Annotated in this window: 16 protein-coding genes and 1 tRNA gene; 10 read left to right on the top strand and 7 right to left on the bottom strand. The window is 67.7% G+C overall.

Annotated elements, in window-relative coordinates:
• Positions 1-22: 22 nt before the first annotated feature.
• Complete coding sequence (locus tag IPG50_03265; GenBank protein MBK6691212.1) at positions 23-2,224, top strand: methyl-accepting chemotaxis protein; 2,202 nt, start codon at positions 23-25, stop codon at positions 2,222-2,224.
• Positions 2,225-2,430: 206 nt separating this feature from the next.
• Here the strand turns inward: IPG50_03265 and IPG50_03260 are convergent.
• Both IPG50_03260 and IPG50_03255 read right to left on the bottom strand, forming a co-directional pair.
• Positions 2,431-2,502, bottom strand: a tRNA-Val gene (locus tag IPG50_03260).
• Positions 2,503-2,580: 78 nt separating this feature from the next.
• Positions 2,581-2,772, bottom strand: coding sequence for a hypothetical protein (locus tag IPG50_03255; GenBank protein MBK6691211.1), 192 nt, complete (start codon positions 2,770-2,772; stop codon positions 2,581-2,583).
• A gap of 403 nt (positions 2,773-3,175) precedes the next feature.
• Here IPG50_03255 and IPG50_03250 point away from each other — a divergent pair, with 403 nt between their 5' ends.
• The 4 genes from IPG50_03250 to IPG50_03235 are packed head-to-tail and all read left to right on the top strand — an operon-like array spanning position 3,176 to position 5,926.
• Positions 3,176-3,619, top strand: a complete 444-nt coding sequence (locus IPG50_03250; protein ID MBK6691210.1) for a hypothetical protein — start codon at positions 3,176-3,178, stop codon at positions 3,617-3,619.
• Between the two features lie 11 nt (positions 3,620-3,630).
• Positions 3,631-4,431 (top strand): hypothetical protein, encoded by an 801-nt coding sequence (locus IPG50_03245; GenBank protein ID MBK6691209.1) that lies wholly within the window; start codon positions 3,631-3,633, stop codon positions 4,429-4,431.
• Positions 4,432-4,472: 41 nt separating this feature from the next.
• A complete protein-coding gene (locus tag IPG50_03240) occupies positions 4,473-4,667 on the top strand; it encodes a DUF4266 domain-containing protein (protein MBK6691208.1) in 195 nt (64 codons plus the stop codon).
• Positions 4,658-5,926, top strand: coding sequence for a DUF3570 domain-containing protein (locus IPG50_03235; GenBank protein MBK6691207.1), 1,269 nt, complete (start codon positions 4,658-4,660; stop codon positions 5,924-5,926). Before IPG50_03240 ends, IPG50_03235 begins: the two co-directional genes overlap by 10 nt.
• A gap of 56 nt (positions 5,927-5,982) precedes the next feature.
• On the opposite strand, the gene map is transcribed toward IPG50_03235, so the two are convergent.
• Positions 5,983-6,747 (bottom strand): type I methionyl aminopeptidase, encoded by a 765-nt coding sequence (gene map / locus IPG50_03230; protein ID MBK6691206.1) that lies wholly within the window; start codon positions 6,745-6,747, stop codon positions 5,983-5,985.
• 127 nt (positions 6,748-6,874) lie between these two features.
• On the opposite strand from map, the gene IPG50_03225 reads away from it, so the two are divergent.
• The 3 genes from IPG50_03225 to IPG50_03215 all read left to right on the top strand — a co-directional run bounded on the left by IPG50_03225 (position 6,875) and on the right by IPG50_03215 (position 9,306).
• Positions 6,875-7,135: a LysR family transcriptional regulator gene (locus IPG50_03225; GenBank protein ID MBK6691205.1), complete on the top strand. Its 261-nt coding sequence runs from the start codon at positions 6,875-6,877 to the stop codon at positions 7,133-7,135.
• 147 nt (positions 7,136-7,282) lie between these two features.
• Positions 7,283-8,347 (top strand): hypothetical protein, encoded by a 1,065-nt coding sequence (locus tag IPG50_03220; protein MBK6691204.1) that lies wholly within the window; start codon positions 7,283-7,285, stop codon positions 8,345-8,347.
• Positions 8,344-9,306 (top strand): hypothetical protein, encoded by a 963-nt coding sequence (locus tag IPG50_03215; GenBank protein MBK6691203.1) that lies wholly within the window; start codon positions 8,344-8,346, stop codon positions 9,304-9,306. The genes IPG50_03220 and IPG50_03215 overlap by 4 nt, the downstream gene beginning before the upstream one ends.
• A 3-nt stretch (positions 9,307-9,309) precedes the next feature.
• On the opposite strand, the gene IPG50_03210 is transcribed toward IPG50_03215, so the two are convergent.
• The 3 genes from IPG50_03210 to IPG50_03200 are packed head-to-tail and all read right to left on the bottom strand — an operon-like array spanning position 9,310 to position 11,530.
• Complete coding sequence (locus tag IPG50_03210) at positions 9,310-10,659, bottom strand: sigma 54-interacting transcriptional regulator (GenBank protein MBK6691202.1); 1,350 nt, start codon at positions 10,657-10,659, stop codon at positions 9,310-9,312.
• Positions 10,656-11,087: a hypothetical protein gene (locus tag IPG50_03205; GenBank protein ID MBK6691201.1), complete on the bottom strand. Its 432-nt coding sequence runs from the start codon at positions 11,085-11,087 to the stop codon at positions 10,656-10,658. Before IPG50_03205 ends, IPG50_03210 begins: the two co-directional genes overlap by 4 nt.
• Complete coding sequence (locus IPG50_03200) at positions 11,084-11,530, bottom strand: cytochrome c (GenBank protein MBK6691200.1); 447 nt, start codon at positions 11,528-11,530, stop codon at positions 11,084-11,086. The genes IPG50_03205 and IPG50_03200 overlap by 4 nt, the downstream gene beginning before the upstream one ends.
• 129 nt (positions 11,531-11,659) lie before the next feature.
• Here IPG50_03200 and panB point away from each other — a divergent pair, with 129 nt between their 5' ends.
• Both panB and IPG50_03190 read left to right on the top strand, forming a co-directional pair.
• Positions 11,660-12,646 carry a 3-methyl-2-oxobutanoate hydroxymethyltransferase gene (gene panB / locus IPG50_03195; protein MBK6691199.1) on the top strand — a complete coding sequence of 329 codons (987 nt, stop codon included), beginning with the start codon at positions 11,660-11,662 and terminating at the stop codon, positions 12,644-12,646.
• 363 nt (positions 12,647-13,009) lie between these two features.
• The gene (locus IPG50_03190; GenBank protein ID MBK6691198.1) at positions 13,010-14,455 is read left to right on the top strand and encodes a hypothetical protein; all 1,446 of its coding nucleotides are present in this window, start codon (positions 13,010-13,012) and stop codon (positions 14,453-14,455) included.
• 71 nt (positions 14,456-14,526) lie between these two features.
• On the opposite strand, the gene preA is transcribed toward IPG50_03190, so the two are convergent.
• Positions 14,527-15,873, bottom strand: coding sequence for an NAD-dependent dihydropyrimidine dehydrogenase subunit PreA (gene preA / locus IPG50_03185; protein MBK6691197.1), 1,347 nt, complete (start codon positions 15,871-15,873; stop codon positions 14,527-14,529).
• Positions 15,874-15,886: the final 13 nt, after the last annotated feature.

Raw genomic sequence — 15,886 nt, 5'->3', positions numbered from 1 at the left:
AGCGTTTGAAAGGACCACGCGGATGGCGTCGACCAACAAGACCCTTAGCTTCGGAACGCAAGGGCTCGGCTTTCAGCTCCTCGGACTCACCATCGGCACGGCGGCGATTCTCGGAATCCTGCTGACCGCCCAAGGCTATTTCGCCGCTGCCACGGCCCTTCGCGGCCAGGCCGCCACGGCGCTCGTCGCCGGTGGTCGGGGCACCGTCGACGGCATCGACACCTGGAACGAGTCGCGCCTCCGCGAGCTTCGCTCGCTCGCCGCAGCGCGCGTCTTCGCTCGCGTTCTGGAGCCCGGCTTTGACAAGGCCAAGAAGGAAGACGTCGACATCGCCAACGAACTCATGAAGTCCTTGGCCGGATCGTCGCCGGAAATCCAAGACGTCGGCATCATGGACTCGACGGGGAAATTCGTCGCCACGACCGACGGTAAGACCGTCGGCACCGTGATCCCGCAGCGTGACTATTTCAAGGTCGCGATGGACGGGAAGGACTTCACGACCGGCGCCTCGATCTCAACCACGACCAACAATCCCGCCATCTTCCACTCGACGCCCATCAAGACTTCGAGCGGCCAGGTCATCGGGGTCTTGCGTTCACGCTCCGGTCTCGAAGAGGTCATCAAGCTCGTGCAAGGCGACAAGGACCGCGTCGGTCTTGGCGCGCAGGGCGTGCTCGTCGACCAAGACAGCCTCGTGGTCACCTCGACGCTCGACCCGAAGGCTAACCTGAAGCCGGTCGTCGAGCTCGCGGCGGACGCGAAGCAGAAGATGGCGGACAGCAAGCGCTGGGGCAACAACAAGGTGCCCGACGCGATGAACGATCCGGTGCTCCACAAGCTCGCCCAATCGAAGGAGCCCACGTCGGGCCTCTGGACGACGGCTGGCACCGACTATCAGGCTGCCGCGATTCCGCTGCGAACGCTCAAGTGGACCTACGTGGCCGGCCTCCCGGTGAACTCCGTCAGCTCCGGCCTCTCGGGCTTCTTGAAGACGGTCGGTTTGGCGGCGACGTTCTTGATCATCGGCGCCGCGATCCTCTTCATCGGCGCGCTGCGGCAGCTCGTGGTTCGTCCTCTGCAGAACATCGTGGAGACGATGCAGCGCGTCGCGTCGAGCGAATACGGAGCTCGCTGCGAGGTCTTCGCCGACGATGAAATGGGCGTCGTGGCGACGCAGATCAACGAGACGCTCGACAACGTGCTCCGGCTCGTTCAGTCGGACGAAGAGCGCGTCTCGCTGCAGCGCAACGTGCAGCAGGTGCTCGAGGCCGTGTCCTTGGCGTCCGACGGTGACTTCAGCAAGAAGGTGCCCGTGACGGCGGACGTCCTCGGCAACGTGGCTGACGCCTTGAACCTGATGTTCGAGAACATCGCTCAGATCATCGGCAAGATCCGCGACGGCGCGAGCCGCGTGAACGGAGCCGCCGGCGCCATCCAGTCCGAGTCGTCGACGCTCGCTGCGGGCTCGCGAAACCAAGTTCAAGACCTCGCGCGAGCGACGAGCGCGGTTCAGCAGATGGCCGTCCGCATCAACGAAGTGGCCGACAGCGCGTCGCAGACGGCGCAAGCTGCCGATACGTCGCGTGAGCGAGCGATGGCCGGACGCGAGCAGGTGCGTCAGGTCATCGACGGCATGGAAGGGATGCGGTCGTCGGTCGTCAAGACGCTGCACCAGATCAAGGGTCTCGGCGACCGTTCGCTAGAGATCTCGAAGATCGTCGACACGATCACGCAGATCGCCGGGCAGACGGACCTTTTGGCCCTCAACGCGGCCATCGAAGCGGCGCGAGCCGGTGAGCAAGGTCGCGGCTTCGCGGTCGTCGCCGAAGAAGTCCGCCGCCTCGCCGAGCGCAGCTCAGAGGCCGCGAAGGAGATCTCGGACCTCGTCGGAGCAATTCAGCAACAGACGACGGAGTCGGTTCGCGCGATGGACGACACGGCGGCCGGCGTGGAGCGGCAAGTGAAGGCCGCCTACTCCGCCGGCGCGACGCTCGAGGCGATCGCGGAGCTCTCTCAGCGAGCCGCCGAGCTCATCGCGAGCATCAACAAGGTGGCGCAGCAGCAGGTCTCCAGCGCCAACGAGGTCGTTCAAAACGTCGACGCGGCCGCCGGAATCTCGCAACGCACCGCGACGAACATCGAAGGTACGTCGGCCACCACGACGAGCCTTGTGCGCCTCGCAGACGAGCTCAACGGCGTCGTGCAGCAGTTCACCGTCAACTGACGGAGCGACGCCGCTAAGGGGCCCACCGCGCCGTGGGCCGTGGTCTTGGCGCGTTCGCGGCCGCGACCTTCGGTGTGCGCGCGCGACCGTGACTCGCTGCGCCCTGCCTACCGACCCGGGCGGGCGCTGCGGAAGGTCTGCCGTAAGAATCTCAGTCCCGCCCGCTCAGTCCCGCCTTGGGGGTGCGCGGGACCGCTCAGTCTCAGTGGGCGCAGGGGGATTTGAACCCACGACTTCCACCGTGTGAAGGTGGCACTCTACCGCTGAGTTATGCGCCCTGATGACGTCCGGCCCGTGAGCCGCGACGGCGATGGCAACCTAGCCGATCTATCGGCCGACGAGGATCCAAAAAACCGTCAGCCGACGCGCGAGTCCGCTTCCTGTCCGGGAGGGAGCTTGGGACCCTCCAGGTGGCGCCCTAAGGACAGCGTGCCGACGAAGATGCCGATGGTGACCGCGAGCACGACCAAATGGCCTAGCAGCGCTCCAGAGCAGCCGACGGCAGCAATGGGGGCAAGGGCAGCAAGGAACCAGGGGGTCAGCTTCATACGGTTGTCGATCTCCGGGGGGGAGCTTTCGGGAGCCTACAGCTCTCCCACATGTAAGATAAGCTACGACAGTGACCGGCTGACGGGGCAACTTTGTAACGGGAGCTGGGCCCTTTGATCAAGGGAAAGCGGTCAGGGGGCCCTTATGCACCCCGCATACCGACCACTGCGAATTGATATTTAGGCACATATTCAAGTGGTTGAGCGGCTCCCACAAAAGCGCTCGTGGCCGCCCGGCCGCGTCGACGAGTCGAGCTGGACGCACTTCGCCAAACGGTGTTTCCGTCCGACCGGTTGCGATATCGTCACGCCGTTGGACCCGGCGGCGTCATCGTTTCCGAAACCATACCGTCGCCCGCTAGGCGCGCCGTCCTCGCGGGCCCTTGGCCCGGGCCTTTGCGTCGTGCTCATCGTGTTTGGCGCCGGCTGCAACACGGTTGCGCCGGGCGAAAACTTCTCCGTTCCCGAGGAGTCGTTCAACGAAGACTTCTTCTTTTGCCACGTGGAGCCCGAGCTGCTTTTCGGTCGGAAGTGCGGCTCAGGCGATCCGGCCGCCGGCGACCGCAGCGGCGGCTGTCATTTCAATCCGGGCGCTGTGAGCGGCATGGCGCTCATCGACCACGCGCCCGTTGACTGCGGCGGCGGCGACCGACCGCTCTCCCGCGCCGCGCTCGGCGCTGGCAGCTCGGCGCGCGGCAACCTCCAGGCCGCTTCGCTCGTCATGAGCCGCGACTACCTGACGGCCCCGATTTACCTAAGGCCCACGGGGGCGAACCACCCTCGCGCGGTCTTCTCGAAGGACGATCGCGTCGTCGATCTCATCCGAACGTGGGCGCAACGCCCATGACGAGGGTCGCCGTGCCGCTCCCTCTCTCGGTCGCGCTGCGCTGCGCCGCGTTCGCCTTGGCGATCGCCGTTGTTCTGCTCGTCGCTCGCCCGGCTCGCGCAGAGGACCCAGAAGCCTTCGCTCGCGTCATCGTCGACAGCGCCGAGCTGCGTACCGGGCCTGGCGTCTCCTATCGCACGGTGTACTCGGCCCGGCGTGGCGAGGCGTTCGCCCTTGAAGGGCGGCCGGGAACGGGCTTCTGGCTCAAGGTCGTCCTGCCCGATGGACGCGTGGCCTACGTGCTTGGCGACGAGGTGCAGCCCTTTGCGGCCAGCGAGGGCGAGGCGCCGCGTCGCGCAGGGCTCTTCGCGCCGCCGCCGCTCGAAGGCGCGCACGGCGGGCTCGCGATCGTGGGCGGCGTGTTTCGCGGCCCAACGGTGGAAGGCAAGGTCGAGTCCTTCGGCTACATGGAGGCGCGCCCGTCAGTCGTTCTTCACAAGTCGCTCAGCCTCGATGGCTTCGTTGGCGATGCGCTGACGGCCGACGGACCGCAGCTCGTCTACGGTGGAGGCGCGACCGTGTACTTGGCGCCCTCGTTCATCCTTTGTCCGTTCGTGGCGCTCGGTGGAGGCCGCTTGAGCGTATTTCCCAGCGGCGATTCGTTCGTCCTTCGTCGCGAAGACCTGCTCTTGGCGCGCGCCGGCGGGGGCCTGCTCTTCGCGCTCAGGAACCGAATCCTCGTCCGACTCGAGGCGTCGAACTTCACGCTCTTTGACGCCGACAAGAATCGCAACGCGCAGACGTACGCCGGCGGGCTGGGGGTCTACTTCTGATGCCTACGATTGCCCTCACGTCGCGCGCCTTCTGGTTCGTGATGGTCGTCTTGGCGGCGCCGTTCGTCGCCGGTTGCGTGACCGTCAAGCCGCAAGAGCGGTCCATTCTCGCGGACCCGATCATGGAGTTCGAAGGCGACGCACGAGCCGCTGCGCAACTTCGGCACGCCATCGAGAACCGCGAGGGCTCGTACGGCGGCGCCGGCGTTTCCGGCGGAGGTTGCGGGTGCAACTGAGCCGCCTCTCTAGGGCCCGGCGACTCTTCGCCGCGCTCGGCGCCGCCGCCGGGGCCTTCCTGTCGGCCAGTGAGCCGGTGGCGCACGCGCAGACGGCCCGCTTCGACACGACGCACTCGCTCTACTACGAGGCCCCGCTGCGGAGCCGCATGATGGTCTACACGCCCGGCGCGGACCTCCAGGTAACGCCGGCGGAGTTCCTCGACGTGCGCGCCGGTTGGGAGGCCGACGTCGTGTCCGGCGCGAGCGTGGCAACCAAGGCCGGTGCCGCGTATCAGGCCAACAACGCGGCCGCCGACGTCGTGACGACGGCGAGCGTGAAGGATGTTCGCAATGTGGCCAAGGGCGGCTTCACCTTGCGCAATCGGGAGGTGTCACTCACCGGCGGCTACCTCTACGGCACCGAGAACGACTACCGGTCTCACGCCTTCAACGTCGCAGCGAAGACCGAGCTCTTCGAGCGCAACACGCAACTCGAGCTCTCCTACGCGCGAAACCTCGACTCGGTGTGCGATCGCGTGCAGAGCGTCAACGCGACGGCGCCGCGCGCTCGCGCCCTCGAGGACTCGAAGGGGTGCTTCACCGCCGACCCTCTCCGCAAGAAGCACGGTCTCGATATCGACGGCTTGCAAGGCACGTGGTCGCAGGCGTGGACGCCGATCTTTCTGACGCAGATCGTCTATTCGGCGCAGATCTTGAGCGGCTTCCAGAGCAACCCCTACCGGAGCGTCATCCTGGGGCAGGGGACGAAGGCGCAGGAGCATCATCCCGAAAATCGCGCACGCCACGCCGTTGCTGCGCGCGCGAACCTCTACGTGAGGCCCCTGCGCGGGGCGTTCCGCGTCGGCGCTCGCGGTTACACCGACAGCTGGGACATTCGCAGCATCACCGGCGAAGCGGAGTTCGAGAGATATTTCGGCGAGTCTTTCCGTCTCGCTGTGCGCGGCCGGTATTACAACCAAACAGGCGCGCTCTTCTGGAGCGACGACTACACGGGCGGCGACGCGCCGTTGGGGCCGAAGGGCCAGTACTTCACGGGTGACCGCGAGGTGAGCCCGTTTGCGAGCTACCTGGTGGGGCTCAGGGCGACTTATTCGGTGAGTCCGACCAAGCGAATCCTCGGGCTCCTCAGCGGGTTCAAGCTCGCGGCGTCGGCCGACGCCGTCCAGTTCGACTACCGCGAATACACGCTCGGTGGCTCACCGATCTCGGACGCGCGCGCGTACATCTTTGGGCTCTCGGCGAGCGCCCTGTTCTGACGCGCAATCGTGTCGAGCCTGCGTGACCTCGAACATGTCGTGGGCGGCGAGGTTGTCTACGAGTTGTCGCGCGTGCGTGTCATGACCTCGCAGCCGTCGTCGGTGACGAAGACGGTATGTTCGAACTGGGCCGAGAGGCTGCCGTCGGCCGTCACCACGGTCCAGTCATCGTCCAAGAGGCGCACCGCGGGGCCTCCCAGGTTGATCATCGGTTCGATGGTGATGGCCATTCCAGGGCGCAGGCGGAGGCCTTCGCCGCGGCGGCCCCAGTGGGGTACATGCGGCTCCGCGTGCATGGCCCGGCCGATGCCGTGACCGCCGTACTCGCGAACTACACTGCAGCCCTCGCGGGCCGCGAGCGCTTCAATCGCCGCCCCGATGTCTCCGAGCCTGGCGCCGGGTCGGACCTCCGCGATGCCCGCGTCGCGGCAGCGCCGTGCCACATCGCGGACGTGGTTGGCTTCCTTGCTGACGGGGCCAACGGCAACAGTCGTCGACGTGTCGCCGTGAAATCCGGCGAGCATCGTCGTGACGTCCACGTTGACGATGTCGCCTCGCTTGAGCGTGTCCTTGGCGCTGGGGATGCCGTGGCAGACGACCTCGTTCTTGCTCGTGCACACGGCGGCGGGGAAACCCTTGTAACCGAGCTGGCTCGGCAGTCCGCCGCGCCGGCGTGTGTCTTCGCGCACCCAACGATCAATGTCACCCGTCGTGACCCCAGCGACGATGCGCCGCGTGACAACCGCCAGCGTCGCCGCCGCCGCGCGGCAGGCGTCGCGCAAGAGGTCGCGCTCCCTCGGCGAGAGAAGCTCGATGCGCATGACTTGGTCATTCCGGTTTCGACGCGCATCGTCCAATACCGTTTTGATATGGCTCGCGCCGCGGGGTCGCTCTGCTTTCGTGCGACCAAGCAAAGCGCGGCGCGGCCCGTCGTCGTAACCTTGGGCCATGAGCATCGCCCAGCTCGAATATTTCGTGGCCGTCGCCGAGGAGTCGAACGTGAGTCGCGCAGCCAAGCGCCTACGTGTCTCGCAACCTCCCCTTAGCCGACAGATTCGCGCCCTCGAGGACGAGATCGGCGTGCCGCTCTTCCGGCGGACAGCGCGCGGGGTGACGCGCTTGGCTGCGGGGACCGTGTTTCTAGAACACGCAAGGGGAGTCCTCGCGGCCCTCGAGGTCGCGGTCGAGGACGTTCGCGCTCGGGGCTGACGGACGGTCCGCGGCCCGTCGATGAACGGGCGCTCGTCCGGCGGCGTGCGTGAAGGCGCCGGTCAACAGGCTGACCAGCGCCGTCGGCGAACGCCTGCAAGGTGGCAACGCTGGTGATTCGAGGAGAACCCGGCGACAATGCACTTCGTGCGGCCCGCTGGCGTGAAGTCGCTTGTCGTCCTCGGCGCCCTCGCGGCACTCGGGTGCGAGGTGCTCCTCGGCGCCAACGACTACGAGTTGTTCCCCGCTTCGCCGGCCGGCGTCGACGCGTCATCGCCCGACGCGGCGAGCACGACGGATGCGGGCTCCGACGCACCAGCGGGCCCGTTCGTCCTCGAGGTCCTGGCGGCGGGGCAGAACCAGCCGCGCGGCATCGCCGTCGACAACGACCGCGTGTATTGGGCCAACCAAGGCGACGGCACCATCGCGGCGCGCGACAAGGCGACTGGACCACGCCCCATCGATCAGCTCGCCGACGCCGCCGTGTCACCGCGCGGACTGGCGCTCGACGCGACGCAGATCTTCTGGCCGAGCGACACCAACGGCGGCTGCACCAAGGGCATCCTCAAGCGCCCGAAGTCGGGTCCCGGTACGGTGACTTTGGCGCAATGCACCGACACGCTGAATCGCATCAACGGCTTCGGAGTCGACGGAACGCTCGTGTATTGGACGACGCACCCGTCCTACCAGGCGCTCTTTGGCGTCTCGAAGGAGGGGGGCGCGGTGCTCACCCTGGCGGGCCTTCAGGGTGGGCAGCCGGACGCCCTCGCGGTCGCGCCCGACGCCGTCTACTTCACGAATCCGCCGCTCGCGAAGGTCGTCCGCTTCGACAAGGGCACCCAAACCGTCGCGCCTGTGGCCGTCGGCTACAAGGGCCTGGGACCCATCACGGCCGACGCGAATCACGTGTACTTTGCAACGTCCGTCACGTTGCATCGGGTCCTTGGAACCGCTGTTGTGACGGACCTCGATGCGGGACCCAGCGCCGAGACGTTGGCCACGGGGCAAGACGGGCCCGCTGGACTCGCGCTCTTCGGCGAACACCTCTACTTCACGACGGCGGGCGGCGGGACCGTCGCCCGCGTCGCCAAGGCCGGCGGCGCCGTGGAGGTGCTCGCGACGGACCAACTCGGCGCCCGCTCCATCGCCGTCGACGCGACCGGCGTCTACTTCACGCGGGACACCGGCGAGATCGCGAGGTTGGTCCAGTGAGGCGCCGGGCGCTTCTCGCCGTCGTGCCGTTCGCGTTGCCGCTCGTCCTCGCGACGGGCCGCGTGCACGCGCAAACAACGGCCAACGATCGCGCCGTTGCCGAGGCGCTCTTCCAGGATGCGCGCCAGCTCGTCAATGCGCAGGAGTGGTCCCGCGCTTGCGAAAAGTTCGCCGAGAGCCAGCGCCTCGACCCGAAGCTCGGAACCCTCCTCTACCTGGCCACGTGTCACGAGCGACAAGGCAAGCTCGCCAGCGCGTGGATCGAGTTCACGGAGGCGCGAGCCTTGGCGACGCGCACAAACCAGCCGGATCGCGAGAAGATCGCCAAGGATCGCGCCAGCGCCCTCGAGCCGCGCCTCTCGCGCATCGTCATCTCCGCGGAGGCGCAGGCACCGGGCATGGTCATCGAGCTCGACGGCAAGGCCCTGAGCCCTGCGGTCCTCGGGTCGCCCTTTCCCGTGGACGCGGGCGAACACACCGTCAGCGCGTCGGCGCCCGATCGCGAGCCGGTGGTGCTCAAGGTGACCGTGACGGCCGAGGGACAGGTCTCCCGTCTCGACGTGCCGCGACTCAAGGAGCGCGTGCTCGAGTCCGACGTCACCGTAGCGCCTGTGGCGCCGCCGCCGCCGCCGTCCGAACCTTCGACGCCCTCCGTGAGGACAACGGGCTACGTGCTGGGAGGTGTCGGCCTCGCGTCCTTGGCCATCGGCGGCGCCTTCGGCCTCATGGCGCTGGGTCGCAACAACGACGCCGACGCGTTTTGTTCGGGAAAATTCTGCTCCGCCGAGGGCCTCGACAAGCACGATGCGGCACAGGGCCTCGCTCACGCGTCGACCGTGGGATTTGTCGTGGGCGCTGCCTTGACCGGCGTGGGCGTCTACTTGGTGCTCACGACCAAAGAGCCGCCTCGTGCAGCGTCGCTCATGCGCGAACTGGGCACCTCCGGCTACCGCTTCTGACGTTCAGTCGCCTTCGCCGCGCAGGCCGTGCTTCTTGGCCATGTCGTGCAAGTGCTTGCGGTCCATGCGCGCCTCACGGGCCGCCGCGCTGACGTTGCCGCTGTGCCTTCCGAGGAGCCACTTCACGTAGCGACGCTCAAACTCGGCGTCGAAATGAGCGCGCGTCTCTCGGTAGCTCTCGCCGGCCTCGAATTGAAAGAAGTCCTCGGCTGAGTTGCCGGCGCTCATGACGGGGAAGCTGATGGCGTTCAGCTCCTTGCTTCCCGTGGCCTTGGCCATGTAGACGGCCCGCTCAAGCACGTTGCGCAGCTCGCGAACGTTGCCGGGCCAGTCGTGGGCCGTGAGCGCTTGAAGCGTCCCGGGGGCGAGCGCCAGCTCGTCGCCGTGCGCCGCCTTCAAGATGTGCTGAATGAGCGGCGGGATGTCTTCGCGCCGGAGCCGCAGCGGCGGCACAGTGATGGGCACGACGGCGAGGCGGAAGTAGAGGTCCTCGCGGAACTTGCCGGCGGCGACCTCTCGCTGGAGATCGCGCTTCGTGGCGGCGATGACGCGCGTGTCGGCGCGCAGCGTCTTGTTGCCGCCGACGCGGCGAAACTCCTTCGTCTCGAGGACGCGTAGCAACTTCGGTTGCACGTCGAGCGGGAGCTCCCCGATCTCATCGAGGAACAGCGTTCCCCGATCGGCGAGCTCGAAGGCTCCTTGTCGCGTCGCGACGGCGCCCGTAAACGCGCCGCGCTCGTGTCCGAAGAGCTCGCTCTCGATGAGCGAGTAGCTGACGGCGCCGCAATCGACGACCACGAACGAGCCTTGCGCTCGGTCGCTCTCTTGGTAGATGGCGCGCGCGAGCACGTCCTTGCCGGTGCCCGTCTCACCTTCGATGAGCACCGTGGCCTCGGTCTTTGCGATGCGCTCGAGGATCGCGAAGGCGCTCCGCATCGAGAGGCTCTGCCCGATGGCGGGGCCGAACGACGTGCGCTCGCTGGGCAGCACGTCGATGCGCTGGGGCGCCGGGCGCAGCGAGATCTCGACCTCGCCGACTTTGACGACGGTGCCCGGCGGGAAGGTCGCCTGTTGCACGCGGGCCCCGTTGACCTTGGTTCCGTTCGTCGAGCCGAGATCTTTCACGACGATGCCGTCGGCCGTTCGCGTGAGCTCGCAGTGTTGCCGCGAGACGGTGTCGTCGGAGAGCACGAGATCGTTCTCCGGCGCCTTGCCGACACGAACGGTGCCGACCAAGGGGCGCTCTTTGCCGCGCGACGCGCCGGAGAGCACCGTGAGGACGATGTCGCCGGCGCCCGTGGGCGAGAACGCTGACGCCCGAGTTTCGAGCGAGGTGGTTCGCGGCTCCGTCACCGCGCACCTCCGTCTGGCGTGAGCGCGAGTTCACGCACGGCCGTCGAGACATCAACGGTGGTGTCCGCGCCGGAGAGCCGAACCGGGCGACTTAGGGTCGTCCTGCCTTGGTGGGTCACGAGCTCGATCTCCAAGAGGTATTCACCGTCGGGGATGCGTAATGTGTGACGAATGGTGCGCGGCGCCTCAGCCGCCGGGTACCGGTACGATACCTCACGGAGCGGCTCACCGGTAAGGGGCGAGCGCTCGTTGTAGCGAAGGGCGAGCTCCCGCAGGGCAGCGGCCTCAGGGCCAAGCTGCACGCGGACCGTCTGGTCGCGCGGGAGTTTGGGACCAAAAAAGTGAAAGGCCGCGAGGCCCGCCAAGACCAGCACAAGGGCTGGCCAGCGGCGCCGAAGCCGAGGCAGGCTCCCGGCGGCCGGGTTCACTTCGTCGTTCGTCCTGCTCGGATTCGGGCGACGAGGCCGCGCAATACCTCGGGCGCGAGGTCGAACTTGGGCATCGCGCCTTTGCCGCCGCTGATGGTTTGCATGATCGCTTCGTCGGTGGTGCCCGCCTGCCAGTCCTCGCGCGTGAGGTCCGGGGCCTTGAACATCGGGCCTTGGGGGCCGTCGCCGCGCCCTTCTCGACCGTGGCAGTTGGCGCACTGCTTCTGCCACGTCAGCTCGACAATGGCGGGGTCGAGGCCGCCGTCTTTCGGGGCCTTTTGCTTGGGCCCCGTCGAGCCGCCCGACAGGACCTTGGAGCGATCGTCTCCGTGGTCGTGGTCCTCCGCGCTCCACTCCCGCATCGGCGTGCCCGACGGAGGCCGATCGCAGCCCCACAGCGCAGCGGCAGTCAGCAGCGGAAAGATGAGCTTTCGCAGAACCATTCGGTGCGCAGGGACCCTATCGCCCCCGCGCGGGCGTGCCAATAGGGACTACGGGGTTGCACGCCTCGGGGCCTGGCACTAGGGTTCCGAGCAGGCGTGGACCCCTCGTGGGCCGCGACCCGGAGGCCGATGTACGCAGGTGGAAATGCCGGCGGTGTGCGCAAGATCACCGCGCCTGAGCTTCGCGCTCGGAAGGTTCACGCGGGCCACCATGGTGCCGTCGAGCACGGCGCCGAGGCGGCGCAGCCCATCGCGATGGTCACGGCCTACGATTTTACGATGGCGCGTCTCCTCGACGAGGCGGGCGTCGACATGATGCTTGTCGGTGACTCGCTGGGGATGGTCGTTCAGGGGCACGCGAACACCTTGCCGGTCACTCTCGAGGAGATGGCCTACCACACGCGTGCCGTCGTTCGCGGCGCAGCGCGCGCTCACGTGGTCGCGGACATGCCCTTCACGAGCTACCAGGTTTCGCCAGCGCAAGCGGTTGAGAGCGCCGGGCGGCTCGTTAAGGAAGGCGGGGCCGAGAGCGTAAAGCTGGAGGGGGGCGTCGACTTCGCGGAGCACACGCGGCGCATCGTTCGAGCGGGGATTCCCGTGGTGGGCCACGTGGGACTCACGCCGCAAGCCGTGCACGCGCTCGGCGGATTCAAGGTTCAGGGGCGCGGCGACGATGCGGTTCGGCGTCTCCTCGACGACGCCACCGCTCTTGAAGAGGCCGGGGTCTTCGCCCTCGTTCTCGAGGCGATTCCGCCCGACGTCGCCGCAGCCATCACGGCCCGCGTGTCGGTGCCAACCATCGGCATCGGGGCCGGGGCTGCGTGCGATGGCCAGGTCCTCGTTTGCACCGATTTGCTCGGCATGATGCGAGGCCGTTCGCCAAAGTTTGCCAAGCGCTTCGCCGAGCTCGGTGACGCCATCGTCGAAGCCACACGGACCTACGTCTCCGAGGTTCGCGGCGGGGCGTTTCCGTCGGCCGAGCACACCTACAAGGCTAACGGCGCGCGGCCCGTCGCTGCGGCGCCGCCTTCGTCGTCGACGCGACTCGGTGTCGCGCGCGCCGACGACTCGGGAACCGAGCTGGATGCGCCGCTCGCGCTCGACCAGTGGCACTGAAGCCGCGGCGGTAAGTCGTCCGAGCCGGTAGGCGAGGGCGCGCCCGTGGGTGCTCGGCGCGCCAGCGCACGGGATCGTTGACGCGTGGACCACTCGCGCACCGTCTCTGCGACGCGGGCGCCGACGCGGTTGCGATCCACGCGCGGATCACCCAGGCCCCGTCTCCCGGGTGCTTCAAAAACCGCGATGACGGCACAAGGTAGGAGATGTCGGGCGCCTCGCAAGTGCCCGCGATCATTCACTCGCGGTGGCGACGCTCGCGCACATTCTTTCGTGGAGAGCCAACGATGGCGTTGGCACTGGACTGGCTACGTAGGGTCCAGCGATGGCCGCCACGGTCGGTGGCCCGCAGAGGAGCTCCTCATGAAGAACGAACGCACGGCCCCCGTTGAACTCAGCGTCGATGACCTCGGTAGCGTTGCCGGTGGGCTCGACGAGTTCGCTCGGCGCCCCGTCACAGGGCTCTCGGCCGCGTGGAACTCGTCTTGGCACCCCGACGGCTCGGGCGGTGCGGGGGCGGGCGTCAGTGACATGTTCGGTGTCCTTGGTGTCGGCGGCCCCGCGGGCGTGGGCCACGCGTCGAACAACGGCGGTGGCGCTGGCGCGGCAGGCGGTGTCCTCGGTGGCGGCGCGGGCGCCCACTCGATCTCCACCTTGCCCCTCGGTCAGCTGGCGCCCGTCGCTGGTTGGGGCTCCGGCCCCGTGGGCTCGGGCACCGCGATCAACGGCGGCGGCGGCGCGGGCTCCTCGGCCTTCGTGGATCCCAACGGCAGCCCGCTCGCGGGTATCGGTGGCGCGGGATATCCCGGTGGCCCCGGTGGTGTTGGCGGTATGGGGTACCCGAACGGGATCGTTCCCGCGGGCGCCGGCGTCAACGGCATCGTCGGTCCGAACGGCTACTCGCCCATGACGGCGCCCTTCGCTGGCGCCAACGGCAGCCCACTCGGCGGCCCCGCCGGCATCGGCACCGGCAACCCCGGCGACGTCTCGCCGCTCGGCGGCCTCGGCGCGAACTCGCACTTCACGCCGGGCTGGGGCAACGCGAACGGCGGCCCCTTGGGCGGTGGCGCCGGCGCCTTCGGCCCCAACGGTGCCGGCGGCCTCGGTGTTGGCGGTCCCAACGGCTACGGCGGCGGCGGCGCGGGCATCGTGACGAACTCGTTCGAAATCAAGAGCTGGGGCGACCCGCACCTCAACATCACCGTGAACGGTGAGGCCATGGGCCAGATGGACCGCGCCGCCTCTATCGACAACTTCGCCGTCTTGAACAACACGGCCGGTGGCGCGACGGCCATCTCGACGGTGACGACGAACCAGGACATCAACAGCCAGTCCTACAACAAGGAGATCGACATCGTCGGTGGCAACGGTCAGTGGCACCTCGAGGCTACGAACGCCGACATGGACAACGACGTCGACGTCGTGATCCAGGACGTGAACGGCACGCACGCCATCGCGGAAGGTCAGTCGGTTCGCAACGCGGACGGGACCGTGATCACCAACACGGGCGACAAGCTCCTCGTGACGCAGCAGCTCGCCGGTGGCGGCAACGTGACCACGGAAGTCACGATCAACGGCGCCAACTACCTCGACATGAAGACGACGGGCCAAGGCAACGCAGGCCTCGGTGGCTTCGCGGCGGAGCAGTTCGCCAAGGACCACCAGGTTCAGGCCAACATCCCGCTGGTTCCCGTTGGCAGCATCCTCACCGGCGTTCAGGGTTACGGCGCGCAGCCGGCCTACGGTGCGCAGACCTACGCGCCGTCCGCTCCGCTCCCCGCTTTCCCCATGCCGAACGGCTACCGCTGATCGACGAAGCAGCCACGAGGCAGGCCCAAAGGGCTCCACCGGTTATCCGGCTGGGGCCTTCGGGCTTTTTGTTACTCGTGGATGCCGCCGGGAACTTTGTCTCGGCCGTCGCGGACGCGGTCGTTCCACGTGTCTTTGCCCGTCGCCGGGAGCTCCACCATCGAGATGCAGCCGTCGACGGGGCACACCAGCTGGCAAAGGTTGCATCCTACACATTCGGGCTCATCGACCCACGGGACGCGGGGGCCGGCGAGCTTACCGACGGGGTAGGGGGATGGAGCCTTGGCGATGCCCGGATAGTGGGCTTGCGGCGGGCGCGTGCGGTCGCCCTCGCCGGTGAAGATGCATTGGTGCGCGCCGTCCTGGCAGGCCGCCACGCAGAGCTGGCAGCCGATGCACTTGTCCTTGTCGATGCGGGCGACGAGCTTGTAGTTGAGGTCTAGATCGCCCCACTCTTGGAACGCTGGCACCGCGCGGCCTCGGAGCTCGTTGACGCTCTTCATCCCTTGTTGGTCGAGGAAGTTCGACAGCCCTTGGATGAGATCCTCCACGATGCGGTAGCCGTGGTGCATGACGGCCGTGCACACCTGGACGCTGGTGGAGCCGAGGGCGATGAACTCGGCGGCATCGCGCCACGTCGAGATGCCGCCGATGCCGCTGATGGGCCGCTGGGTGCGCGGGTCGCGAGCCAAGGCCGCCACCATGTGGAGCGCGATGGGCTTCACGGCGGGGCCGCAATAGCCACCGTTCGTGGACGCGCCGCCGACGCGCGGGATCGGGACCATTCGCTCGAGGTCGACGCCGATGAGGCTCTTGATGGTGTTGATGAGCGCGAAGGCGTCGGCGCCGCCTTTGACCGCGGCGAGGCCTGGTTCGAGGATGTCGCCGACGTTGGGCGTCAGCTTGATGAGCACCGGCGTCTTCGCGAAGGACTTCGCCCAGCTCGTGATCTCAGAGAGGACCTCGGGCTCTTGGCCCACGGCGGAACCCATGCCGCGCTCGCACATGCCGTGGGGGCAGCCGAAGTTCAGCTCCAAGCCGTCGGCGCCGGCGTCTTCAACCTTCTGGATGAGGACTCGCCAGTCTTCCTTCGTGTTGGTCATGAGCGAGGCGATGACCGCGTGCTTCGGGTACCGCTTCTTGACGAGGCTGATCTCCTTGAGGTTCACCGAGAGCGGCCGATCGGTGATGAGCTCGATGTTGTTGAGCCCCATCATCTTCTGGCCCGCGTAGTCGACGGCGCCAAAACGGCTCGACACGTTCACGATGGGGTCGCCGAGGGTCTTCCAGACGGCGCCGCCCCAGCCGGCGTCGAAGGCCCGCATCACCTGTTCGCCGCTGTTGGCGGGCGGTGCGGACGCGAGCCAGAAGGGGTTCGGGCTCTTGATGCCACAGAAGTCGATCTCAAGGTCGGCCATGGGAAGAAGTCCG

The organism is Myxococcales bacterium (assembly GCA_016703425.1).
GTDB lineage: Bacteria > Myxococcota_A > Polyangia > Polyangiales > Polyangiaceae > JADJCA01.
Note: the sequence above shows the minus strand (reverse complement) of the source record. Positions and strands in the feature narration are given on the sequence as shown.

Coding starts and splice junctions, on each gene's coding strand:
- IPG50_03265 (MBK6691212.1), top strand. CDS start 23: ATGGCGTCGACCAACAAGACCCTTAGCTTCGGAACGCAAGGGCTCGGC.
- IPG50_03255 (MBK6691211.1), bottom strand. CDS start 2,772: ATGAAGCTGACCCCCTGGTTCCTTGCTGCCCTTGCCCCCATTGCTGCC.
- IPG50_03240 (MBK6691208.1), top strand. CDS start 4,473: ATGGTCGTCTTGGCGGCGCCGTTCGTCGCCGGTTGCGTGACCGTCAAG.
- map (MBK6691206.1), bottom strand. CDS start 6,747: ATGCGCATCGAGCTTCTCTCGCCGAGGGAGCGCGACCTCTTGCGCGAC.
- IPG50_03225 (MBK6691205.1), top strand. CDS start 6,875: ATGAGCATCGCCCAGCTCGAATATTTCGTGGCCGTCGCCGAGGAGTCG.
- IPG50_03200 (MBK6691200.1), bottom strand. CDS start 11,530: ATGGTTCTGCGAAAGCTCATCTTTCCGCTGCTGACTGCCGCTGCGCTG.
- panB (MBK6691199.1), top strand. CDS start 11,660: ATGTACGCAGGTGGAAATGCCGGCGGTGTGCGCAAGATCACCGCGCCT.
- IPG50_03190 (MBK6691198.1), top strand. CDS start 13,010: ATGAAGAACGAACGCACGGCCCCCGTTGAACTCAGCGTCGATGACCTC.
- preA (MBK6691197.1), bottom strand. CDS start 15,873: ATGGCCGACCTTGAGATCGACTTCTGTGGCATCAAGAGCCCGAACCCC.